Annotated in this window: 23 protein-coding genes; 5 read left to right on the top strand and 18 right to left on the bottom strand. The window is 35.1% G+C overall.

The annotated features are described in order from the left end of the window. Positions 1 to 125: 125 nt before the first annotated feature. The 8 genes from CEF14_RS02100 to CEF14_RS02065 all read right to left on the bottom strand — a co-directional run bounded on the left by CEF14_RS02100 (position 126) and on the right by CEF14_RS02065 (position 8,250). Entirely contained in the window at positions 126 to 1,244 is a 1,119-nt protein-coding gene (locus CEF14_RS02100) for a Nif3-like dinuclear metal center hexameric protein (RefSeq protein WP_102691318.1), read from the bottom strand. Positions 1,245 to 1,246: 2 nt separating this feature from the next. Further along, entirely contained in the window at positions 1,247 to 1,939 is a 693-nt protein-coding gene (locus CEF14_RS02095) for a tRNA (adenine(22)-N(1))-methyltransferase (protein ID WP_102691317.1), read from the bottom strand. Positions 1,940 to 2,068: 129 nt separating this feature from the next. Further along, positions 2,069 to 2,446: a cytochrome c550 gene (cccA, locus tag CEF14_RS02090; protein WP_102691316.1), complete on the bottom strand. Its 378-nt coding sequence runs from the start codon at positions 2,444 to 2,446 to the stop codon at positions 2,069 to 2,071. 446 nt (positions 2,447 to 2,892) lie between these two features. Continuing rightward, on the bottom strand, positions 2,893 to 3,459 hold the full coding sequence (locus tag CEF14_RS02085; RefSeq protein WP_102691315.1) for a hypothetical protein: 567 nt from the start codon (positions 3,457 to 3,459) through the stop codon (positions 2,893 to 2,895). A 90-nt stretch (positions 3,460 to 3,549) separates the two neighbouring features. Then, the gene (gene rpoD / locus CEF14_RS02080; protein WP_102691314.1) at positions 3,550 to 4,698 is read right to left on the bottom strand and encodes an RNA polymerase sigma factor RpoD; all 1,149 of its coding nucleotides are present in this window, start codon (positions 4,696 to 4,698) and stop codon (positions 3,550 to 3,552) included. A gap of 33 nt (positions 4,699 to 4,731) precedes the next feature. Next, complete coding sequence (gene dnaG / locus CEF14_RS02075; protein WP_102691313.1) at positions 4,732 to 6,555, bottom strand: DNA primase; 1,824 nt, start codon at positions 6,553 to 6,555, stop codon at positions 4,732 to 4,734. Positions 6,556 to 6,783: 228 nt separating this feature from the next. Further along, entirely contained in the window at positions 6,784 to 7,599 is an 816-nt protein-coding gene (locus CEF14_RS02070) for a pyruvate, water dikinase regulatory protein (RefSeq protein WP_102691312.1), read from the bottom strand. Between the two features lie 12 nt (positions 7,600 to 7,611). Then, positions 7,612 to 8,250: a helix-turn-helix transcriptional regulator gene (locus CEF14_RS02065; protein ID WP_102694261.1), complete on the bottom strand. Its 639-nt coding sequence runs from the start codon at positions 8,248 to 8,250 to the stop codon at positions 7,612 to 7,614. Positions 8,251 to 8,567: 317 nt separating this feature from the next. Between CEF14_RS02065 and CEF14_RS02060 the strand changes: the two genes are divergently transcribed. The 4 genes from CEF14_RS02060 to CEF14_RS02045 all read left to right on the top strand — a co-directional run bounded on the left by CEF14_RS02060 (position 8,568) and on the right by CEF14_RS02045 (position 12,876). Continuing rightward, complete coding sequence (locus CEF14_RS02060; RefSeq protein WP_102691311.1) at positions 8,568 to 9,950, top strand: glycine--tRNA ligase; 1,383 nt, start codon at positions 8,568 to 8,570, stop codon at positions 9,948 to 9,950. A 481-nt stretch (positions 9,951 to 10,431) separates the two neighbouring features. Further along, positions 10,432 to 10,659, top strand: coding sequence for a FeoA family protein (locus tag CEF14_RS02055; RefSeq protein WP_102691310.1), 228 nt, complete (start codon positions 10,432 to 10,434; stop codon positions 10,657 to 10,659). Next, entirely contained in the window at positions 10,656 to 12,668 is a 2,013-nt protein-coding gene (feoB, locus tag CEF14_RS02050) for a ferrous iron transport protein B (RefSeq protein ID WP_102691309.1), read from the top strand. The genes CEF14_RS02055 and feoB overlap by 4 nt, the downstream gene beginning before the upstream one ends. Positions 12,669 to 12,687: 19 nt before the next feature. After that, on the top strand, positions 12,688 to 12,876 hold the full coding sequence (locus CEF14_RS02045) for a FeoB-associated Cys-rich membrane protein (RefSeq protein ID WP_102691308.1): 189 nt from the start codon (positions 12,688 to 12,690) through the stop codon (positions 12,874 to 12,876). Between the two features lie 89 nt (positions 12,877 to 12,965). Here the strand turns inward: CEF14_RS02045 and CEF14_RS02040 are convergent, their stop codons facing one another. The 6 genes from CEF14_RS02040 to CEF14_RS02015 all read right to left on the bottom strand — a co-directional run bounded on the left by CEF14_RS02040 (position 12,966) and on the right by CEF14_RS02015 (position 19,496). Then, entirely contained in the window at positions 12,966 to 13,739 is a 774-nt protein-coding gene (locus CEF14_RS02040) for an IclR family transcriptional regulator (protein WP_102691307.1), read from the bottom strand. A gap of 76 nt (positions 13,740 to 13,815) precedes the next feature. Beyond that, on the bottom strand, positions 13,816 to 14,970 hold the full coding sequence (locus CEF14_RS02035; protein WP_102691306.1) for a CaiB/BaiF CoA transferase family protein: 1,155 nt from the start codon (positions 14,968 to 14,970) through the stop codon (positions 13,816 to 13,818). A 601-nt stretch (positions 14,971 to 15,571) separates the two neighbouring features. Beyond that, on the bottom strand, positions 15,572 to 16,381 hold the full coding sequence (locus CEF14_RS02030; RefSeq protein ID WP_102691305.1) for an enoyl-CoA hydratase/isomerase family protein: 810 nt from the start codon (positions 16,379 to 16,381) through the stop codon (positions 15,572 to 15,574). 13 nt (positions 16,382 to 16,394) lie between these two features. Further along, complete coding sequence (locus CEF14_RS02025) at positions 16,395 to 17,462, bottom strand: acyl-CoA dehydrogenase family protein (protein WP_102691304.1); 1,068 nt, start codon at positions 17,460 to 17,462, stop codon at positions 16,395 to 16,397. Continuing rightward, a complete protein-coding gene (locus CEF14_RS02020) occupies positions 17,459 to 18,604 on the bottom strand; it encodes an acyl-CoA dehydrogenase family protein (protein ID WP_102694260.1) in 1,146 nt (381 codons plus the stop codon). Before CEF14_RS02020 ends, CEF14_RS02025 begins: the two co-directional genes overlap by 4 nt. Before the next feature lie 604 nt (positions 18,605 to 19,208). Beyond that, complete coding sequence (locus CEF14_RS02015) at positions 19,209 to 19,496, bottom strand: hypothetical protein (protein WP_102691303.1); 288 nt, start codon at positions 19,494 to 19,496, stop codon at positions 19,209 to 19,211. 175 nt (positions 19,497 to 19,671) lie between these two features. Between CEF14_RS02015 and CEF14_RS02010 the strand changes: the two genes are divergently transcribed. Then, the gene (locus CEF14_RS02010) at positions 19,672 to 20,514 is read left to right on the top strand and encodes a DUF2268 domain-containing putative Zn-dependent protease (RefSeq protein ID WP_102691302.1); all 843 of its coding nucleotides are present in this window, start codon (positions 19,672 to 19,674) and stop codon (positions 20,512 to 20,514) included. A 21-nt stretch (positions 20,515 to 20,535) separates the two neighbouring features. On the opposite strand, the gene CEF14_RS02005 is transcribed toward CEF14_RS02010, so the two are convergent. The 4 genes from CEF14_RS02005 to recO form a co-directional block, all read right to left on the bottom strand. After that, positions 20,536 to 21,243, bottom strand: coding sequence for a class I SAM-dependent methyltransferase (locus CEF14_RS02005; protein ID WP_102691301.1), 708 nt, complete (start codon positions 21,241 to 21,243; stop codon positions 20,536 to 20,538). A 213-nt stretch (positions 21,244 to 21,456) separates the two neighbouring features. After that, a complete protein-coding gene (locus CEF14_RS02000; RefSeq protein ID WP_102691300.1) occupies positions 21,457 to 22,410 on the bottom strand; it encodes a cation diffusion facilitator family transporter in 954 nt (317 codons plus the stop codon). Between the two features lie 14 nt (positions 22,411 to 22,424). After that, positions 22,425 to 22,745 (bottom strand): ArsR/SmtB family transcription factor, encoded by a 321-nt coding sequence (locus CEF14_RS01995; protein ID WP_102691299.1) that lies wholly within the window; start codon positions 22,743 to 22,745, stop codon positions 22,425 to 22,427. Between the two features lie 159 nt (positions 22,746 to 22,904). Beyond that, positions 22,905 to 23,723, bottom strand: a complete 819-nt coding sequence (recO, locus tag CEF14_RS01990) for a DNA repair protein RecO (RefSeq protein ID WP_102691298.1) — start codon at positions 23,721 to 23,723, stop codon at positions 22,905 to 22,907. Positions 23,724 to 23,739: the final 16 nt, after the last annotated feature.

The following is a 23,739-nucleotide window of genomic DNA, read 5'->3' as shown; positions in this document are numbered from 1 at the left end:
CTTACATCTTCTTAATCTGCTAAGAAGATGATTATTTTGGTGGCAGAAAAGAGCTTCTATTAAGTTATTTTGGACTCAATAGAAGCTCTTTTTTCTGACATCTTTATGGCAGCATATAAAGAATATCAAATGAATTGGAATGGTTCTGTTGAAAGTTTCGAAGGAATAAATACACATTCCACTTTATGATGTGCACAAAGTTTAGTCATTTTCTCTACGACACCTACTTTCATCACACTTTCAACATGATGACCTGGATCTACTATATGTAATCCTAAGCTTTCAGCATCTTGGGCCACATGGAAATACATATCTCCTGTTACAAATACATCAGCGCCTGCTCTTTTTGCATCATAGATATATTTGTTCCCATCACCACCAAGAACTGCAACTTTTTTAATCATTGAATTCAAATCCCCAACAACTCTTACTTTTGGTACATTTAATGTCTTCTTCACATGTTCAGCAAATTCTTTTAGAGACATTGTAGCCACTGTACCGATTCTTCCTAATCCCATTTCTTTTGCAGGGGTTTCTAAAACAAATAAATCGTATGCAGGTTCTTCATATGGATGATGATTTAACATTGCACGTAAGACTTTGTTTTTGCTTGATTCAGCAACAACCACTTCTATTTTCACTTCAGGCTCTGTATGTAGTTTTCCAACTTCGCCCAAAAAAGGATGTGCTCCATCTAAAGCTCTATATCTTCCTTCTCCAGTAACGGTATAACTGCATGAATCATAGTCTCCTATTTGACCAGCACCAGCACCGGCCAATGCTTGGCGTAACATTTCTGCATGATCTACAGGAACATAAACGGCAAGTTTATACATTTTCTCTGCAAATGTAGGTACAAGTACTTCGCAATTTTTTAGTTGCAATGCATCCGCTAGAAGGTCATTTACTCCCCCCTCTGCAACGTCTAGATTTGTATGTGCTGCATAAACAGCGATATCATTTTTTATACATTTTTCGATGAGTTTTCCCTTTGGTAGGTCTGTACGTATATTCGCTAATTTTCTAAAGATTGGGGGATGATGAGCAATAATTAATTCGCAGCCATTTTCTATTGCTTCATCCACAACGGCTTCATTTACATCTAAAGTGACTAAAACGTTTGAAACAGGTTTATTTAATGTGCCAATTGCTAAACCAATAGGATCCCCATCCTTTGCTGCAATTTTCTTTGGAGACCAGGACTCAAAAATCTGAATAATTTGTTGTCCATTTGTTTGCTTCATCGTTATAAGACCTCCTTCACCATTTCAATACGTTGTTGCAGCTCTTGTGTTTTTTTGATAATGTCATCCGTTTGTTCCGCTTTTTCTAGCGCCGTTAATACATGTTGCCATTGTTGGATTTCTCGATTCCACTTTTCTTTGAAGACTGCATTTTGTTGTTGCATTAAAACTGGACCAAGTAGAAGCTGTTGTTCCGAAAGTGACTCTTCTCCCTTTTCAAGAACTAATATCTCATAGATTTTGTCATCTTCTTTTACTATTTCTTCTTCAATGATTTTCCAATTGCGACGTACAGCCCATTCTCGAATGGCAACGGCATGTATATTCGGTTGAAGAATTAGTCGTTTGACACTTATTAATCGATCGACGTCTTTTTCCAAAATAGATGCTATTAAAGGTCCGCCCATTCCTGCAATTGTTATTGCTGTTACATGATCGTCTTGTTCTATTGCTTGTAAACCATCCGCTAGACGTACTGTAATTTTCTCTTGTAAACCTTCTTTTTGTACTTCATGACATGCTGATTCATAAGGGCCTTTTACAACTTCACCAGCAATTGCACTTGTGACAAGGTTGTTTAAAACTAAATAACATGGTAAATACGCGTGATCACTTCCGATATCAGCAACAATTGCATTTTGTGGTACAAATGAAGCTACTTTTTCAAGTCGTTTTGATAATTTTTGAGCATTCAAGTAATAGCCCTCCTTCTTGTAGTATTGTAACGGAAAATTGCTCCTTTTCATAGGAAAGTGATAAGTTTCAGACATAAAAAACCCTTATCCACTAGAGGATAAGGGTTAGGAGAATATTTAAGAATTAAATTATTTTAATCCAGAGATGTATTTAGCCATAGCGTCTAGTTCTGCACCTGTAACAAGTCCAGGTGGCATACCGCTACCTTTACCTTTTGTAAGAATATCTTTTACTTCTGCTTCTGATAAACCTGTACCATGTAAGTTTGGACCTACATTTCCTTTTAGGTTATCTCCATGACAAGAGATACATTTTGTTTTAGCGATTGCTTCTGGATCTGCTGCACCAGCTGTTTCGCCTTTACCAGCAGTTTGTTCAGTTTTCGCTTCTTTTCCGCCTTTTGCGATTTCGGCTTTTTTATCTGCTCCGTCAATAGACATGAAGAAAATTAAACCTAGACCAAAAGCCATAATTAGAATATACGGAATAATCGGATTCTTTTTCATCAATTACCCTCCCTAATAAGTTCAATCTATTCCTATAAATAGAATCAGTTCAACACTTAATATTGTACTTCATAACCGCTAAAACGAAAAGACTTTCTAAACAAGTTTTCGTATGTTTGTGACAAATTTGACAAATCCGACATAATAATACACATTTCGCCTTTAAATTACCAATTTTTAATGATAAGGTATTTTTAACAATTTATATCAACCCATATCGCTTACTTAATATACTAATGTAAGCACTTTCAAATTACAGTATCACAATTGAAACAGACCTAGTATATGAACTCCTTTTGTAACTCAATCTTTTTTTCAATATTACCTTACTAAAAATTCACCTGCTTTATCTTAAGTTTCTTCAAAAGCAATATCATTATTCCTGTTTTAATTAATTGTTCAAAAATTTCTTTTAAAAACTCCTTCTATGTATTTTTTTTTAAACCTTAATAAAATAGCATATAAATAATAATAATGATTAAACCGATTATTCCCGAAATTTTAAAATAAATTAACTTTAATAAGTTACCCGAAATCAACCATAATATACAATTTCCTAGAAGAACACTATAAAGTAGCACAGTATTTTTGTCAGAAAATAGATTTACTAGTTTAATAGAGACACCTAACACTAATAATGCTAAAGTAGCATAAGCAAAGGTATTTATAATTGTTTTATTCGGTGTATATTTAAAAAGAAAGAATAGTAGACCAATAATGGCACTAATACTTAAAACGACAGGAATAAAAACAAATGGTGCTTTCAAAATAAATAGTGTGATCAATAAAACAGCTGTAACAATAGATGAAATGATTATTTTCAATTTATTCTTTTTTGAACTATCTGCTAATATTGACTTTGATGCGCTTACCTCTAAACTTGTGTAATCCTTTATTTCTTCACCTTGAGAATATAATGTTGTTAAAAAATCACAATAATGTTCAGGTAATAGTTTATTTTTTTTCCAGAATAAGATTTCATTTAGGATGATTTCTTTCTTTTGACTGTTCATTTAAATACCTCCAGCTTTTGAAACCATTTTCATCCATAATTTTACCTTATTCAAATAAAAAAGACACCCCTTTTTGGAGTGTCCTTCGACCTATTCTAAAAAGTCTTTTAAGCGTTTACTACGTGAAGGATGGCGCAATTTTCTCAGAGCCTTCGCTTCAATTTGACGAATTCGTTCTCTTGTTACACCGAATACTTTACCCACTTCTTCAAGAGTACGAGTACGGCCATCATCTAAACCGAAACGTAAGCGAAGAACGTTTTCTTCACGATCCGTAAGTGTATCTAAGACATCTTCTAATTGTTCTTTTAATAATTCGTAAGCTGCGTGATCTGATGGTGATTGTGCTTCTGAGTCTTCAATAAAATCTCCTAAATGTGAGTCATCTTCTTCACCAATTGGTGTCTCCAATGATACAGGTTCTTGAGCAATTTTTAAGATTTCGCGAACTTTCTCTGGACTTAAATCCATTTCTTCACCAATTTCTTCAGGTGATGGTTCGCGTCCTAAATCTTGAAGTAATTGACGTTGAACACGAATTAATTTGTTAATGGTTTCAACCATATGCACCGGTATACGAATTGTGCGAGCTTGGTCAGCAATTGCACGAGTGATTGCCTGACGAATCCACCAAGTTGCATAAGTTGAGAATTTGAACCCTTTTCGATAGTCGAATTTTTCTACTGCTTTAATTAGACCCATATTACCTTCTTGAATTAAATCGAGGAATAGCATACCGCGACCTACGTAGCGTTTTGCGATACTAACTACAAGACGTAAGTTTGCTTCTGCTAATCGTTTACGAGCCTCATCATCACCTTGTTCAATACGCTCAGCAAGTGCGATTTCTTCTTGTGCGCTTAATAAGTCAACTCGACCAATTTCTTTTAGATACATACGAACAGGGTCATTGATTTTGACGCCTGGTGGAACACTTAAATCATTCAAGTCAAACGTTTCTTCATGGTCTTTACCTTTAAGTAGACGATCTAAATTTTCTTCATCGCCATCTTTACCACCTAATTCGATACCATTTGTTTCAAGTTTTTCGATGAATTCTTCTACTGCATCAGCTTCCATTTCATAGGTTTGCAGTTTATCAGCAATTTCAGCGTATGATAATTCACCGTTTTTCTTACCTGTTTCAAGTAAGAATTTTTTTGTTTCTTCTAAAGTGTGCTCATGTTCTAATTCTTTTACTTCTATTTCATCGTTTGAACGTTTAGACTTGTCCGCCACAGGTGTTTCCTCCTTCTAACAATCACTATCCAATTACACTTTTGATAATGATTTCCTTAAATCTATAACTTCTTGAGAAAGCTGCAATGCACTTCTCAAATCATGCATTTTTTCGGCTTCTTTTAATGCATGGTTTTTGTCTTGTATTTGTTGTTCGATTCTAAATTTCTTCAATTGTTTTAGGCAATCAGAAATTTCTTCTTCAGCATGATTCGGATCACGCTCTACAAGTGCAGCTTCCATAACGGTTTTACGTAGCTCTCTATCACCAATGACTTCAGCAAAACGCTGATAGTCTGCCTTTTGATGATCTTCATAAAATCCAATAAGGTGAATATAGATAGCCATATAATCATCCCTTACAAAGGGATTTGCATTCTCTTCTTGGCGAAGTCTATCTACAACGTCAATGTTGTGTAACATATGTGCTAAGAGTAATCTTTCTGCACGATCAGTCGCTGTGATTTTTTTCTTTTGAAGAGTAAGTTGCTCAGTTTTTGGAAGCACTTGTTGTTCAATTCTTTTTGAGCCTTTTGCGATCTGTGCTTCCTTTTGACGTAATTGCAGTTGTAAAGTTTCTTCAGAAATATTCGTATCCATTGAAATCTGTTTGATATATAATTCTTTTTCAATGAGTGAAATTCCTTCAACTAAATAGCTCAAAGCTTCATCAACATATTGCAATATATCGTTTTGATATTGAAAGTTCTTGTTACGTCTCACATACATCAACATAAATGCGACGTAGCTTTGAGGTTCACTTATTACTTTCTCTTTAAAAGCTTCTGGACCAAATTGCTGTATATATTCATCTGGATCTAAACCTGTTGGTAGCACTGCAACCTCAACGTTAATTCTTTCTGCATGTAAAATTTCTGCAGCTTTTTTTGCAGCTTCCCATCCAGCTTTATCGCCATCATAGCAAACAATTATATGATCAGTAAGACGCTTTAACTTTGTCATATGTTGCATCGTAAGGGCTGTCCCCATTGTTGCAACGCCGTTAAAGACACCTGCTCTTTTTGCAGAGAGCACATCCATAAAACCTTCAAATAACACAACATTACGTTCTTTTCGTATAATAGGTCTAGCTTGATCCAAGTTATATAGAACTTGCCCCTTATGGAAAATTTGAGACTCTGGACTGTTCAAATACTTAGCATCTTCACCACCACTATCCAAAATACGACCAGAGAACGCAATAATCCTGCCTTGTTCATCACGAATTGGAAACATTACACGGCCTCTGAAACGGTCAAAATAACCTGAACCGTCCTCTCGCTTTATAATTAATCCGCACTGTTCCATTTCTTCTAAACGAAAGCCTTTTCGTGTTAAAAGTTGAGTTAACGAATCCCAATGAGGTAAAGAATACCCAATACCATTAGTTTCGATTTCCTCTTTTGTAAATCCTCTTTGTAGCAAATAGTTAAGCCCTTGCTCGCCTTCTTCAGTATTTAATAGCAAATGCTGATAATATTCAGCAGCAAAAGCATGGGCATCTATCATACGCCCTTCTTCGGGGGAAGCAGTATGCGTATGATGGTCAGGTGTTGATGAAACTTCGACATGGATGCCTACTCGTTCACCAAGTTTAGCCGTAGCCTCTTGGAAAGAAATATTCTCAATGTCCATTAAAAATGTAATGGCACTTCCTCCAGCACCGCAGCCAAAGCAATGGAATATTTGTTTATCTGTTGATACAGAAAAAGAAGGCGTTTGCTCCCCGTGAAACGGACATAATCCAAAATAGTTTCTTCCACGTTTTGTCAACTGCACATAGTCGCCGACAACGTCAACAATATCCGCTTTTGAACGTATTTGTTCAATAATCTCTTCAGGTATCTTTTGCGCCATTCCATCACCATCTTTTTTTGCTAATAACTGAATTCGAGATAATTACTATAAAGTCCTTCATTTTTCGACAAAAATTTTTATTTAAGTTATTATGGGCAAAATCCTTGTAATTATTTTTACCACAATTTTTTATTATAAAACATTTCATCTGAAAATTCTATCTCTTTTTTGATATTTTTTTGATAAAACGAAAAAAAACCTCCCCGAGAAGGAGGGTTATTATTCATATCATTGATGTGATGATTGAATACGATGGATAATATCATTGGCCGTTTCCTCAACAGCCTTATTGGTTACATCAATAACTTGACAACCGATTCGATCAACTACACTTTTAAAATGTATTATTTCCTCATTAATACGCTCCAGTTTCGCATAGTTAGCTCCATCATCTAAACCTAACGCAAGTAATCGTTCTTTCCTTATGCTATTAAGTTTTTCAGGAGAGATCACAAGACCAAAACATTTGGCTGGATCTACTAGGAATAATTCTTCCGGTGGCTCAACTTCTGGAACAAGCGGCACATTTGCAACCTTATATCTTTTATGCGCTAAAAATTGTGAAAGTGGCGTTTTAGAAGTACGAGATACACCAATCAATACGATATCTGCTTTTAGTAATCCCCTTGGATCACGACCATCATCATATTTAACTGCGAATTCTATTGCCTCTATTTTTTGGAAATAGTCATCATCTAATTTACGGACCAAACCTGGTTCTTCCAAAGGTTCAACTTGTAGCGTTTCGCCAAGCATTCTCATAATTGGCCCCATTAAATCAACTGCTGGGATTTCCTTTTCAAGGCATATATTGCGTATAAAATCACGCATTACTTCTTTTACTAATGTGTAAACAATAATTGCATCCTGTTCAACTGCAAGATGAACAATTTCGGTTAATTGTTCTTTACTTTCTACGTGGGGAAAGCGTTGAATTTTAGTATCCTGCATACCTGGTCTAAATTGACTTATAGCTGCTTTTGCAACTAGATCACCAGTTTCTCCCACAGAATCTGAAATGATAAAAACGGATATATTATTCATGGAAGCATCACCTCACAAATCATGATTTTCAGCAAGCGATAAAAACGCTCGTGTAATATTTGTTTTTGTCAAACGACCTATGACCTCTAAGCCATCTGGATGTTCGATTACGACAGGTAATGCATCTATTTGCCTTTCAATGAGCTTATGTGCCGCCTGTATTAAACCATCTGATTTAAAACAAAACGCAATATTCGGCATCCTCGTCATGATTATATGTACGGGAATATGATTTAAATCCTGACTGCCTATACTTGTTCGAAGTAAATCTTTTCTTGAAAGCACACCAGTCAAATAAGAATTATGATCTACAACAAATAATGTACCCACATCTTCTAAAAACATTTGACAAATGGCATCATATACAGAAACATTCTCAGAAACTACAACCGGAATCGATTGGAAGTCTTTCACTTTCATGTTCGTCATGCTATCGACAACAGCTTGGTTTGTCTTTTTACCAGAGTAAAAATAACCAACACGCGGTCTAGCATCCAAAAAACCTGCCATTGTTAAAATGGCTAAATCTGGTCTAAGTGTCGCTCTAGTCAGTGAAAGACGCTCAGCTATTTGTTCCCCTGTTATAGGGCCATTATCCTTGACAATTTCTAAGATCTCTTCCTGACGTTTGTTGAGTTCTATTGGACTCACCGCCTCAAAAAGTGTTATACTCATTCCCCAATAATTATATACTATTTTCGAATATATTGCGAAGAAAAGAATCGCATGTTACAATGGCAACAAAACATATAGGCGATGAACGGTCAATAAGTATGATTTCATCTTAAAGCGAGTAGAGATGGTGAAAGTCTACGCGAAATCAGAAAAAGGCAACCTGGAGCTAATTTTTTGAAAGTGGATTACTTTAGTAATCAATCGGGGTGGAACCGCGGGTCAATAGCACTCGTCCCCGGGTACAAATTTGTGCCCGGAGACGGGTGCTTTATTATTTATTGGAGGGATTATCTATGGTAAAAACAATGGAAAACATCGTAAGCTTAGCCAAACATCGTGGCTTTGTCTTCCCTGGTTCAGAAATTTATGGAGGTTTAGCAAACACTTGGGATTACGGTCCTCTAGGTGTTGAACTTAAAAACAATGTAAAAAAAGCATGGTGGCAAAAATTCGTACAAGAATCACAATATAATGTAGGTCTTGATGCAGCAATTTTAATGAATCCAAAAACTTGGGTAGCATCAGGTCACGTTGGTAACTTCAACGACCCTATGATTGATTGTAAACATTGTAAATCTCGTCACCGTGCAGATAAATTAATCGAGGAAGCTGCTCTTGCTAAAGGTGAAGAAATTATCGTAGATGGTATGCCTTTTGACAAAATGGCAGAAGTGTTAAAACAATATGATGTTCACTGTCCTGATTGTGGTGAACAAGATTTTACTGAAATCCGTCAATTTAACCTTATGTTCAAAACATTCCAAGGTGTTACAGAAGAATCAACAAACGAAATTTTCTTACGCCCAGAAACTGCACAAGGTATTTTCGTTAACTTTAAAAACGTTCAACGTTCTATGCGTAAACGTACTCCATTTGGTATTGCTCAAATCGGTAAATCATTCCGTAACGAAATTACTCCTGGTAACTTTACTTTCCGTACACGTGAATTTGAACAAATGGAACTTGAATTCTTCTGCAAACCAGGTACAGAACTTGAATGGCATGCCTACTGGAAAGAATTCTGTAAAAACTGGTTATTAAATTTAAGCATGAATGAAGATTCTATGCGTCTTCGCGATCACGAAGAGGAAGAACTTTCTCACTATTCAAATGCTACAACTGATATCGAATTTAAATTCCCATTCGGTTGGGGCGAACTATGGGGTGTCGCTTCTCGTACAGATTTCGACTTAAAACGCCATATGGAACATTCAGGTGAAGATTTCACTTATATTGACCCAATTTCAAACGAACGTTATGTACCATATTGTATCGAACCTTCTCTTGGTGCTGACCGTGTTACTTTAGCATTCTTATGTGATGCATATGATGAAGAAGAATTGGAAGGCGGAGATACACGTACTGTACTTCACTTACACCCTGCATTAGCACCATTTAAAGCAGCTGTATTGCCACTTTCTAAAAAATTATCAGAACAAGCTACAGAAGTATGGGCAGAATTACGTAAAGCATTCCCAGTCGATTATGATGAATCACAATCAATTGGTAAACGCTACCGTCGTCAAGACGAAATCGGTACACCATTCTGTATCACATTCGATTTTGATTCAATTGAAGACGGTCAAGTAACCGTTCGCCACCGCGACTCAATGGAACAAACACGTATGCCGATTGTTGAGGTTAAAGCCTATATTGAAAAGCATTTAGCATTCTAATGTATTTCTTCATTAGTAAGGCGTGTTCTGCGACTAGTAATCGCAGGAGCAAAAATGCTTTTGTATGCCTATAACTAATGTTAACAGACCCATTTTCCGCTTACACTAGATGAGTCAAAACCAACAACATATAAGGGGCTTTCCAATAAATGGTCAGCCCTTTATCATTACATACAAATTTTAGACTATAAACAAACTCGACCAATTCGTCGTTTGTTTATAGTCTTTTTTATAAGATATATCGTACAGACTATTGATATCTCATATGGCTTTCTATTAATAAGGATGTTTATGTTAACTAATGTCTTAGAACGATTTTACATTGAATTGAAATCAGTTAATTTTTGTATAGTAAAATTCACTACATCCACCTATACCATCAAATTAATAAAAAATTTCTCTCTTTCATCTCGACTATCTAATTGAGAAATGTTATCATAAGAGACGAAAAGTAATAGCCTTGCCTGTTGGAGGGATTCTAGTGTCTCTTAATGAGTTAAAACTTGGAGAAAAAGCAGTAATTAAAAACCTATCAAATTTAAATAGATATGTAAAAAGAAGATTGTTAGATCTTGGAATTTTAGAAGGTGAAGAAATAATGTTAAAGAATCGTATGCCATTTCATGGTCCATTTATGCTTGAACATAATGGACAAATTTTAGGGATTCGCTATAAAGAAGCAACATTAATTGAGATTGAACAATCATGATCAATATTGCATTAGTTGGCAACCCGAATACAGGAAAAACCTCATTATTTAATTATCTAACGGGTTCATATGAATTTGTTGGCAACTGGAGTGGGGTTACAGTTGAAAAGAAAGTTGGCACATTAAAAAATAAAACCGGACATCTCATTGATTTGCCTGGTATTTATACGTTAAGCCCTTTATCAAAAGATGAAAGTGTTGTGTCAAATTATTTTATTTCAGAATCCTTTAATGGCATTGTAAATATAGTGGATGCTTCTCAATTAGAACGAAATTTAGTATTAACGATTCAACTCCTTGAATATGGAAAACCAATTGTAATTGGGTTGAACATGTCAGATGTTGCAAAACAAAGAGGTATTTCTTTAAATGAAGAAAAACTTTCAAAAGCTTTACATTCTCCAGTTGTTTCGATTGTTGCACGTTCTGGTAAAGGCTGTAACTTAATAATGGATAAACTTTCTTCTATTGAGACAGAAAATCAAAAACCATTGGAACTGGATTATGGGAAAATAGTCGAAACGGGTATAAAAAAGCTACTTTCACTCATCCCTTCAAAGACTGTTCTACCTCTTCCACAAAGATGGCTTGCCCTTCAATTTTTTGAAGGAAACCAAACAGTACGAAATCATTTAAAAACAATTACTACCGATGAGAAATTAGATGAAGTTTATAAAGAAGTCGAAGAACAAGTAAAAACTTCCTATAAAGTTAAAAGTCTGTCTCAATGGATTTATAAGGTTAGAAAAGATTATATTTCTTCTATTTTAGAACAGGCTTTAGAGAAACAAAAATCAGATCAAATTCCTTTAACGGAACGCATTGATGCAGTCGTTACAAATAAATTTCTAGGCATTCCTATCTTCTTATTATGTATGTTTTTCATGTTCAAATTAACATTTGACTGGTTAGGGACACCCCTTTCAGATTTAATTGATCAATTTATATCTGGTTCTTTAACGGATTGGTTAACTACATTCCTTCAAGCTCTAGGAACATCTAAGTTTATTCAATCATTAATACTCGATGGGATTGTAGCAGGTGTTGGTGGTGTAATCGTATTTGTGCCTCAGATTTTCATTCTATTTCTCTTTATATCCTTTCTTGAAGACTCAGGGTATATGGCACGAGCAGCACTTGTGATGGATAAGCTAATGGAAGCTGTAGGTTTGAATGGTAAAGCCTTTATACCAATGATTATTGGCTTTGGTTGTAATGTACCAGGTGTTATGGCAGCTCGAACAATTGAACAACCAAAAGAACGTTTAATCACGATTCTATTAACCCCTTTGATGTCTTGTTCAGCCAGGTTGCCAGTTTATGCGTTATTTGTAGGTGCTTTTTTTGCAAAATACCAAACGATTATTGTATTTTCTCTATATGTTTTAGGGATTGTGTTAGCACTTCTTATGGCTAAATTATTCTCTAAGACTTTGCTTAAAAAAGAAACTTCCATATTCGTTGTGGAATTACCACCTTATCGAATTCCACAAACAAAGACTTTACTACTAAGTACTTGGGATAAAGGAAAAGGCTTTATCCGTAAAGCTGGTACCTTTATATTCGGTGGTTCTGTTGCTATTTGGTTATTATCTTATGCTGGTCCAGGTGGATTTGGCGTAGAAATGGACGATAGTTTCCTTGCTAAAATTGGTGGTCTATTTGCACCGATACTTGCACCATTAGGATTTGGCACTTGGCAAGCAGGTGCATCACTATTAACTGGATTTTTGGCAAAAGAAGTGGTTGTATCAAGTATGAACATTATTTATCATGCTCCGAATATGGATAGCTTACAAGGATTATTAACACAAGCCTATACACCACTTTCTGCACTTACTTTTGTTGTATTTATCCTGCTGTATGTTCCTTGTTTGGCTACTGTCGGTACAATTAAAAAGGAAACAGGCTCTACAAAATGGACATACTTTGCAGTTATTTACGCATTGATATTAGCATATATTGTTTCATTTATCATTTATCAATGTGGTAAGCTATTAGGTTTCTAATTGAAAGGAAGCGGAATACATGATCGCCAATATTATAATTGGAATTCTTATTTTTGGATATGCGGGTTGGACGATTTATCGACATGTTCAAAAAAGTAAAGAAGGTAAATGTGGATCTTGTGAATTGAAAAGCAATTGTAAATGTAGTTGTGATACAGTTTCGATGCATTCTAATACTAAAAAACATATACAATCATTGAATAAATAACTAATTAACCTTTAAATCCCCTCTTTTTCAGAAGAGGGGATTTTTCTAATGATTTGAAAATAAAATTAATAACGGAAAAAATTTAGGTACTAGTAAAGTTGTGCTTCAATTGCTTTGGTTGCCGTAAGTACACTTTCAATTAGTTCTGTTTGATCATAATCATCGATTCTTACAACTGGAATAACAATCGTAATGGAAGCTACTGGTCGACCATCAGCCAATCGAATAGGGGCACTAACGGAAAACGCCCCCTTTACTCGTTCACTATTGCTAATCGCATACCCTTGATGTCGAATCTCCATTAAACTTTCCCTTAAATGTTCCTTCGTGATAATCGTATTTTCTGTAATCGGAATTAAATCAATTTCATCTATATAATGTTCCAACTCATCTTTAGGTAAAAAAGCAAGTAAACTCTTTGAAGACGCACCTGCATATAGTGGAGATGAATCCCCTACATAAGTTTTGGTACTTAATGTAAAAGTACTTTCAAAGTTTAATATACACCTACGCTCTTTACCATCAATTACATTAAGAGAAACACTTTCACCTGTTGTCTCATTTAGCTTCCTTAATATTGGCTTTGTTACTGTTAACAAACTAGACTCTTCTTCTACAAGTCTACCTAGGAAAAGCAAAGATAATCCTAACTGATATTGTTTCGTTCGTTCATCTTTATGTAAAAACCCTTCACATACCAGTGTAGTAACGAAACGTTGTAGACTTGATATAGCAATTCCTGTTTTTTTATGCAGTTCGGTCAATGAAAGCTGGGGTTCTTCTTTACTAAAAGCATTTAATACTTTAATAGCTTTCTGTACTGACTGCATGGTGTAGTTATTGCTATTATTTTCTTTGTTCATCCAACCACCGGCTCTCTATCTTTTATCTTCTCTTACTATATCAGAGTTAATCGATGATTAGTTAAATAATATAAGTTTATCCATTTTTACGCTCTGAAGTTAATGGTAAGAATTGATTGGTATGTTCACCAAGAATCGGAGGTGCTAATTTATAATCAATGTTTAATCCAGAAAATTGCATCGGATTCTTGACAAATTTCACTTTTCCATATTGTGGATGTTCGATCTCCCCAATCATATTCCTTGCAATGATTTGTGGCTGTTCTAAAGCTTCGGCAATTGTATTTACGCGGCCGCCTGGAATTTTATATTTTTGTAATTGTTCGATCCACTCATCTCTTGTTTTTTGAATGAGGATTTCCGCTATTTTCTCAACAAGCTCTCCCTCATTTTCTTTACGTCTTGTATTCGTTTTATACCGTTCATCCAAAACCCATTCTTCCCTATCAATCATCTTACAAAACTTTTCAAATTGACGATCACTTCCAACACATACCATTAACGGACCATCCGAACAATGAAATACTTGGTAAGGCGCCACATTATTATGACTATTACCTAACCTTTTCGAAATGGTTCCGCCATTTAAATAACTACTTGCCACATTTGCCAAGTTGCTAATTTGTACATCTAATAATGATAAATCAATACTTTGTCCCTCATTTGTAAAATCGCGCATTCGTAAAGCAGCTAAAATGCTAATGGCAACATAATGAGCTGTTAAAATATCGGCAATTGGGATACCCACTTTTGTCGGCTCCCCATCTATTGCACCTGTAACATCCATTAATCCACTCATTGCCTGAATGACTGGATCAAAACCAGGTTCTGCTGCCAGCGGACCTGTATGACCGAATCCAGTAACCGAACAATAAATGATTCGCGGATTAAGTTTCTTACATTCCTCGTATCCTAAGCCCATCTTTTCCATGTCGCCTGTTTTAAAATTTTCTACTATGACATCTGCATCAACGAGAAGTTCCTTAAGAATTTGAAGATCCGCTTCATCCTTTAAATTTAATATCATGGATTTTTTATTTCGATTGGCACAAAGATAATACGTACTTTGACCATTGATATATGGTCCCCAATCACGTGTACTATCCATACCATTAGGATGTTCTATACGAGTAACTTCAGCACCTAAGTCCGCCAATATCATTGATCCTGCCGGTGCAGCATAAACACGAGATAGATCTAGAATACGTATACCTTCTAATGGTTGTTTCATCATTATCACCTACGCTCATCATTTTTTTGTTTTGGTATTCAATTACAACTCACACCGGACTAAATAAGGTGTATATTTGAGTCAATTTCACAAATGCATTTACTCGTATTAAAAAATACGATATTGTCTAAATTCATCATTCAATAAGTCGGATCGTATTTCATTTCTAATTTTACTTCTTCGTATGCAGCATCAGATAGAGCTTTCCGTGGGTGGTAAGCCTCCTCGTTCCTGCGGGGTCTCGTCTAGTCTGTTTTCCCACATGAGTCTACGCTAATTCCACTTTCAACTAAGATTGTAATACAAGATTTTCATCATAAAAATTTTGCTAATTTTACTTGTTCAGTGGCCATGCTTACCTACCAGCGGGGTCTCACCTGTCTCGCTTTCCCGCAGGACATAGGAATTAGCTTCCTAGAATTCGCACCGCACGAAGAAAATGCGAATGCATTTTCGAGGACTTGCCATCTTCTACTTATTAGGTAAATATTGATAATAGATGGGCATTTAACAATTTTCCGATTAATGTACGTGTTTTAAATCAAATCTTTGAATTATGAAATAGACTCATTTATATGAATTTTGAATTATGAAATATAGTTTACTTATTAAAAACTGCTCTTCTTTTTTCAACTATCGCTTTTACTCCTTCTTTGTAATCTGGTAATTCTGTTACCAGACCCATTTTTGAAGAAATATAGTCTAATGATGAACGTAAACTCATAGATTGACTTTGATACACAGCTCGTTTAGTGAGTTGAATAACGGTTGTTGGAGCATTCGCTAATTTAGATGCATATTCTTCTGTAAATTGTTCAAGTTCATTGTCAGGAACAACAAATGTGACTAACCCCTTCTCTTTAGCCTCTTGAGCTGTTAACACTCGTGCAGTCCATAGCATATCTAAAGCCTGATCAATTCCCACAAGTTTCGGTAAAAAATATGCGCCTCCATCGCCAGGGACAATACCGACGTTGATATAGCTTTCTGATAATTTAGTGGATTCTGCAACGATACGAATATCGCACATTAATGCCATATCTAAACCTGCGCCAAATGCAAAGCCATGTACTTGTGCAATCACAGGCTTATCAATTTCTTCTAGCAATAGAGGGACACGCTGTACTTTCTTCCATAAAGAATTTTTTCGCGCTAGTGCTGTTGATGTGACATCATCAGAACTTTCAAAAAATCCTTTATCAGCATTCATAGCCTTTATATCACCACCCGCACAGAAGCATTTACCGTTTCCTTTTACAATTAGCACTCGAATATCATCTGAATCTCGAACAGTTTCTAATGCCTTAATCCAACTTAATATCATTTCCTCACTAAAAGCATTCATGCTATTCGGACGATTTAAGGTAATTGTTGCAATATGATCCTGGATTTCAAATAGTAAGTCAGCCATCGATAGTTCCCCCTTAATGTGTTTGAAATTGTTTTTTTACAGTCGTTAAACTTTCCCAAAGATTTTCATTTGATTGAAGTAGTTTGTTTGCGAAGATTTTACTACAATCAGATTGGGACACACCTTCATCTCGGTAAGACCATAGGCGTCTTGTATATTGATGTAAATTGTGCTCATGCGTCACACCGATTGCACCATGTACTTGATGAGCTGAAGTAGAAACGATTTTGATTGCTTCATCAATACGAATCCTTGTAAGTAAAACCTCATCTTGATAGCGATTTTCTACTAACGCTGCGATCATATTATCAACTGCTGTTCTAACAATTACGGTTTCACCAGCTAATAATGCTAAATGTTGTTGTACAAGTTGGAATCGATGAATAGGGCGCCCAAATTGTTCACGCTCTTTTGTGTACTGTACCGTTAAATCATTAACTTTTTCAATTGCGCCTGCCATTAATGCAATCTTTGCAGCCGTTTCAACCTCTACAAGTCTTTGCAATTTCTCTGGTGTAATTGCTTTTGTACTTTTGTTTAAAACATTAACTTGATCAAGTTTGACTGTATCCCGAGGCTCACAAGCTAAATTGATATTTGGTTCCACAATTGCATCTTTTAGAGAAACCTTCACTAGGTAATCTCCATCATTTCCTTTTGCAATTGCGACAAGTTCATCCGCATGTCGAGCCCAAGGAACATTTGACAATGCACCACTTACTTTCTGATCATCATTTAAATTTAATGTCTCGTTCAGATTGACTACATAGGTAATTTTATGGTTTGTTACTGGTAGCTGTTCAAGTTCCAATAAATAATTTGCAAATGTATTTTCAACAAATGGAATTGGCACTGCATATTTACCAATTAAACGATAAATATTTAATAGATCTTCTAAATCTCCCCCTGCACCCCCTGCTTCTTCGGAGATTGCAACAGCCAACATGCCATTATCATCTAAAATTGACCAAACATTTTCTGCCCATTTCCCTTCTTCAACTAGATCAACTGTTTCTTTCTCCACACGGTCTTTGAAAATTTTCTCAACAACATCGATTAGCATATCTTTAATTTCACTCATCCAGCTACAACCCCTTTCGCAATAATTCCATATAGTATCTCTGTTGTCCCGCCCCTAATTGTAAAGCCAGGAGAATGTAGAATTGATTCTGCTAATAATCGATCCAATTTACGATCCGCGTCTTTTCGAGGATAAGTTGATACTAATAAGCGTGCAATTTCTGGGATACTTTGCTCAAATTTTGTACCAACTGCCTTTACTAATGCAGCAGGAATGGCAACTTCTCCACCTTCTTCAAGTACTTTTGCAACACCAATTGATAAATTTCTTAAACTCCATAATTGAGCAACAAGTTTTGATACTTGAGTTAACCCATCAATATCACTTTGGCGTCTTAATTCAGCCATTAACTCTTCTAAGAGTGGAAATGTACTTAATATTCTTTCAGGACCACTACGTTCAAACGCTAACTCAGCAAGACCTTGTTTCCAACCGTTACCGAGTGTTCCAACAACTCTATTATCAGGAACGAAAACGTTTTCGAAAAATACCTCGTTAAAATGGGCCTCACCTGTTAAATATTTAATCGGCACAATACTTACGCCTTCAGCATGCAAGTCAATAATCAGTTGACTTAAACCATTATGTTTCTTTACCCCATCGAAAGGTTCTGTTCTTACAAGGGTAATCATAAAATGGGCATCATGTGCATTACTTGTCCAAGTCTTCGAGCCATTGACAATCCATCCACCCTCTACTTTTTCTGCTCTCGTACTTACAGAAGCTAAATCTGAACCACTATTAGGTTCACTTAAGCCAATAGCAAAATAACATTCACCTTTTGCAATTTTCGGTAAAAAATAGGATTTCTGCTCCTCAGTACCATATCGCAAAAGAAGTGGTCCAGTTTGTCTGTCTGCTATCCAATGTGCTGCTACCGGTGCACCAATTGCTAAAAACTCTTCCGTTAGAATATAACGATCAATGGAGCTACGTTCCTGACCACCATATTGTTTTGGCCATGTCAAACCGATCCATCCTTGTTCCCCAATAAGTTTTGAAAAAGACGGATTACTACCACTCAACCAAGAATCGCATTTTGTCTCATATGTTCCTTTTTCAAGTTCCTTTTGTAGAAAGGAACGTACTTCTAAACGAAATCGCTCTTGTTCTTCCGTAAATCGCACTGTCGGTAACTTCATCATTTTCCTCCTCCTTTACCGTTATACGGTAACAATTATTATATATGCGTATATTAACAAATATTTGAATAATCAACAATATATTTATTCAGAAAATTCAAATAAAATTATTCAGAGAAAATATTAATATTTGTATCTATTAAATTATTTTAATAAATATGTACGAAAGTAATTGGTACTTGATACAAAAGCAATATACTATAATAATAAAAAATTTTATTAACTAACTATTATGTCCCGTGAAGGACAGCTAAAATAAACCATATTTTCCTTAAAAGATATTTCCCCTTTTTTGAAGCACATTGTATGAACATTGCACGAACGAAATTCGAATACATTTTCGAATGTTTCCATCTTCTGCTTCATAGAGACGATCCTGATAGATACTGCTTTAACAGTTCCTCGTTATATATTCGTGATTTTATTAAACCATTGAAATATGGAAATGATTCATTATACTGATCATAGTTATCTATAGACACAACAAAAAAGCCTAATAAGTCCACGAACTTATTAGGCTTTTACATTCAGACGCTGCTTAGGCTGCAATTGTTATTTTAAATCTTCTCCAACCAAAATGTCTTCTAAGTTGGACGTAATTTGTTTACCATAAAAATGCTGAAGCTAGACCGATTCCAACAATTGTCCCAATTGCTATACCAATACCAAATCCTGGTCTAGGATAACCAAAATAAGGTCTAGGGTAACGTAATGGTCCATAAAAGCCGTAACCTAAACCATATCCTCCCATGTTACCTTGTGGACGAATCCATACCATATTGCGATTAACACGTGTAATCTCTCCCACATGAACATTACCATCATTACAGCTGATTCTAACCGTTTTGCCATGATATCGACAACATAAATTATATGCATTAGACGGATTCAATTTTCTCCCTCCTTTATAAATTTTTACATACATGTATGCCATGCTATTATATGAAGAGCGGGCGTGAGTAAAATGGACAAAGGTCTAAAAGCTTATTGTTAATCTTTTTTATTTTGAAAGCAAAGTGCTGACTGCTACATATGATAAAAATAAAAGGGCAAAAAGGATGAGGTACTTGTCAGTTATTCAAACTCAAAAATGGCTTTATGACTTTGTGGATCAATGTAAAAAAAAGTCCATTATGGATATAGCTTCTGTACAACGTGAAGTTCTCTGTACTCCTTTAAAAAAGGTATTTCCAAAAGTAAATCCTCAAGCTATGCAATATGAACTGTTTAATCATGGATTATTCGAGCCTTATGAATGGTTTAAAATAGAAACCATTACAAATGAATTGGAAAAACAAAATATTTGGAAAGTAGTAGAAAAAGAATACCAGAACTTAAAAACTTTATGGAATGGACCCGAAATCCCTATTTACATCTTCCCAATAAAAAAAGGAATGATAGGATTTGGGAGTAGAATGCGTAAAAATGGTGTTGCTTATAAAGAAGCATTATTTCTTTTTCTTTCAACAGATTTAACAATAGAAGAAGTGAAAGCCATGCTAGCCCATGAATATAACCATGTTTGTCGTATCAATTTGATTAATATACCACCCGAAAAAATTCCGTTGAAGGATTCACTAATTATTGAAGGACTTGGCGAATATGCTGTAAAGGATCTGCACGGAGAAAAATTATTAGCTCCTTGGACAAATCTTTATTCATTTGATCAAGCTGTTGATCTTTGGAAAAGACACTTTCTTCCCTCTCTAAATCTTAAAGGATTAAAAAATCATTACCCTTATTTATATGGTCAAAAAGGTAGCCCCTTACCTAAATGGATTGGGTATTCTATTGGTTATCAAATTGTTAATAGTTATCAAGAAAAGAATGGTCCTTTCAAAAATAACGAATTATACAAAAAATCTACCGATACGATTTTAAAAGGTTCTAAATTTCCAACAAATAACTAATTTATATACCTCCAAAAATGATTATCTTAAATAACATTTAAATGCACGATAGCCTAAATGATGACCATTTTGCTCGATAAATTGATTGTGCTCATCCCATTTATCATAAAGCGCCATAGAAATATTCTCAGAGTGATCCATATCATCGATATCACTTGGAATCAGCAAAGAAGGCGTACGAATTTCGATTATTTTTGTAAATCCAGCTTGCTTTAAATATGCACACCATTCTTTTTCTGTTAATACTTCATCGATACCATAAAGCTTAGTAATCTGCTCTTTTATATCATCAGATAAAGATTGTTCTGCTACCATTTCAATCATCAGCACACAACCATCTTCTTTTAACACTCTAACTATTTCATTTAAAGTCTTTTGAATATTTGTAAAGGAAATAACCGATTCAGAAAGAATAAAGTCAAAAGAATGATCATCAAAATCCATATTTTGTACATCACCTAAAATAGTGTTTATATCAAGTTCTTCATTGGCAAATCTTTTTTTGGCTTTTTCAATCATCATTGGATGAATATCTATTGCGGTCACTTTACACCCAAAGTTTTCCCCTAAAAAAGCTGCTGTTTGTCCGGTACCACATCCTAGATCGAGTACATGGTGATTAGGCTGTATTTTTTCCTTTTCAAAAATAGCTAATGTTAACGGAAAACCTCCTGGGTGTGCACCTCCTATTCCAAAATTAGCCAACAGATTCAAATAGTCATTAAACATTAATAATCGCCTCCTCCTATTATGGTATGCAGATCTCCTATCTATCTCGATAGGCTTTAAACCTTTTAAAAAGTTGGTTGTTAAAATAATTTGTATTTTTTATAGAGTGTCAAAAAAAGAATTCATTTGGGATTTCCCCCAAATGAATTCTTTTTGACTAGATTATTTAACTTATAGCTCGTTTTCCCAGGAGTCCACGCTTAAAATTTTCGTTTAATGTTTATGATGATGATCTTGGTTTGAATCTAAATTACATAAAATTGTATTTTCATGTTTGTGTGAATCCATCTCTAACTGAACAGTCATATGACCAATTCCCAAATGGTGTAATTTATGTTCTAAAGTTTGAAGAAAATTTTGTCCTTCTTTAATGGTTAATGCCCCATCAACGACAATATGGCAAGAAAGTGCATTTTGTCCACTTGTAATTGTCCATATGTGTAAATCATGTAAATCAATGACCTCTTTTGATTCACGAATTGTACTTATAATCTCATCTAATTCTATATTTGAAGGTGTACCTTCCATAAGAACATGGACAGAATCTCTCGTAACACGCCAACCACTTGTTAACACGAGTAATGCAACAATAATACTCGCTACTGGATCAGCCCATTCCCAACCAAAGAACATAATTAAAATAGCCGCTATAATAGCTCCAATTGAACCAAGCATATCACTTATAACATGTAAGAATGCCGCTCGCATATTCAAATTGTCATGTGTATCACCACCGCGCATTAATATCCATGCGACTAATACATTTACTAATAATCCTATAAATGCAATGATTAACATTCCACTTGAAGAGACTTCTGGAGGGTTTGAAAAACGTTTTATCGCTTCTACACAGATAAAAACTGCTATTAGGATTAACGTGACACCATTAAAAACTGCTGCTAAAATTTCAAATCGTTTATAGCCGTAAGTATTACGATTGTTCGCAACTTTTTCGCTAAATGTAAATGCTAATACACCTACCCCGAGAGAAATAGCATCACTCAACATATGTCCAGCATCGGATAATAACGCTAAACTATTCGTAATATATCCTCCCACAACCTCTACAATCATATAGATTGTAATCATACTAAAAGCTAACAATAACGTCTTTTTATTTGCACCATGTGTATGATCATGGCTATGCCCATCATGTGAATGTCCCATTGTCTTTTTCACCCCTAATTATGTTTTGCATGATCAATGGTTTGCTGAAGAATAGCCATGACATGCTCATCATCTTGCGAATAATAAAGTGTTGTTCCTTCGCGGCGAAATTTCACCAATCTCAAATTTTTTAAAAAGCTCAATTGATGAGATACAGTTGATTGTTTTAAATTCAATTTTTCTCCAATCTCATTTACAGAATGCTCTTTTTTACACAACAAATTTAAAATACGAATACGCGTAGGATCACTAATTGCTTTAAATGTTTGTGCAACTAAAAATAATATTTCTTCATTTAAATCTTCCGCTTCAAATGGAATTTTTTCTTCACTCAAAACTACTACTCCTTTCAACCTTATTCTATCTATATATTTCAATATATGATTATCTATTCATATATACATATTATATGTTTGCTATTTCAATAATGTCAAAGCTAATGTATAAAATGTTCAACTACTTTTTATTAATAGGCGAAAAGAAACCCAAGCAAATCAACTATCTTCGTTTGCTTGGGTTTCTTCTTCCTTATCCTCATGGGGTAGATTATTAAAATGAGCATTAAAAAGCAATGGTGTTCTCTCTAGTTGCTCGATAAAAGATCGACTCTTAAATCGCATACCAGTTTGTTCTTCATAGATTGTCGTGACAATTTTACGAATAAAGCCTTTGGTCTCTTTTTTTAATGTAAGTTTGCCGATTTGATCGATTGGTACATTATAAAACATGCGAATTAGTTTCAGCTGAGTTGGTGTTAAGCGAATAAGATAGGGATCTCGATGGAAACAACGATGGCATAAAAAACCACCTTGTGTAAATGAAAAGGCGAATTCCCCTTCAACTGCACCACAGCTTGCACATGCATGTAAAATTGGTTGGACACCTGTGTACGGTAACATCTTCCACTCTACGAACATGGCAATTGCTTCTGCATCATAGCCTTCTTCAATTGCATGAAGTGCTTGTGATAATACATCAAATGCGTAAGGTTCTGGTTTATCTGATTCTACTAAACGGTCAACAATTTCAACAATATAACTAGCATAAGCAGTTGCAACAATATCTTCTTGAACATGTCGCATGGATTCTATAGGTTCTCCTTGCTGCAATGTCCCCATGCCACGACCTTGCTGGATCATAAATATTCCATGTACAAAGGGTTGGCTAATCGCAGCTAAGCGACTAGAAGGTTTTTTTGCACCTCTAGCCATTGTTGCAATTTTGCCAACTTCTCTTGTCATAAGTGTTACAACTTTGTTTGTCTCACCATATGGTCGTGTTTTTAAGACAATGCCTTCCCATTTATTCAGCAATTGTCTTCACTTCCTA

This window comes from Rummeliibacillus pycnus, assembly GCF_002884495.1.
Lineage (GTDB): Bacteria > Bacillota > Bacilli > Bacillales_A > Planococcaceae > Rummeliibacillus > Rummeliibacillus pycnus.
The sequence above is the reverse complement of the archived record's forward strand: the minus strand, read 5'-3'. Positions and strand labels throughout refer to the sequence as shown.

Excerpts from the sequence above, each read along its gene's own strand:
- CEF14_RS02100 (WP_102691318.1), bottom strand. The coding sequence starts at position 1,244 with ATGAAGCAAACAAATGGACAACAAATTATTCAGATTTTTGAGTCCTGG.
- cccA (WP_102691316.1), bottom strand. The coding sequence starts at position 2,446 with ATGAAAAAGAATCCGATTATTCCGTATATTCTAATTATGGCTTTTGGT.
- CEF14_RS02085 (WP_102691315.1), bottom strand. The coding sequence starts at position 3,459 with ATGAACAGTCAAAAGAAAGAAATCATCCTAAATGAAATCTTATTCTGG.
- dnaG (WP_102691313.1), bottom strand. The coding sequence starts at position 6,555 with ATGGCGCAAAAGATACCTGAAGAGATTATTGAACAAATACGTTCAAAA.
- CEF14_RS02070 (WP_102691312.1), bottom strand. The coding sequence starts at position 7,599 with ATGAATAATATATCCGTTTTTATCATTTCAGATTCTGTGGGAGAAACT.
- CEF14_RS02060 (WP_102691311.1), top strand. The coding sequence starts at position 8,568 with ATGGTAAAAACAATGGAAAACATCGTAAGCTTAGCCAAACATCGTGGC.
- feoB (WP_102691309.1), top strand. The coding sequence starts at position 10,656 with ATGATCAATATTGCATTAGTTGGCAACCCGAATACAGGAAAAACCTCA.
- CEF14_RS02045 (WP_102691308.1), top strand. The coding sequence starts at position 12,688 with ATGATCGCCAATATTATAATTGGAATTCTTATTTTTGGATATGCGGGT.
- CEF14_RS02040 (WP_102691307.1), bottom strand. The coding sequence starts at position 13,739 with ATGAACAAAGAAAATAATAGCAATAACTACACCATGCAGTCAGTACAG.
- CEF14_RS02035 (WP_102691306.1), bottom strand. The coding sequence starts at position 14,970 with ATGAAACAACCATTAGAAGGTATACGTATTCTAGATCTATCTCGTGTT.
- CEF14_RS02030 (WP_102691305.1), bottom strand. The coding sequence starts at position 16,381 with ATGGCTGACTTACTATTTGAAATCCAGGATCATATTGCAACAATTACC.
- CEF14_RS02025 (WP_102691304.1), bottom strand. The coding sequence starts at position 17,462 with ATGAGTGAAATTAAAGATATGCTAATCGATGTTGTTGAGAAAATTTTC.
- CEF14_RS02020 (WP_102694260.1), bottom strand. The coding sequence starts at position 18,604 with ATGAAGTTACCGACAGTGCGATTTACGGAAGAACAAGAGCGATTTCGT.
- CEF14_RS02005 (WP_102691301.1), bottom strand. The coding sequence starts at position 21,243 with ATGTTTAATGACTATTTGAATCTGTTGGCTAATTTTGGAATAGGAGGT.
- CEF14_RS02000 (WP_102691300.1), bottom strand. The coding sequence starts at position 22,410 with ATGGGACATTCACATGATGGGCATAGCCATGATCATACACATGGTGCA.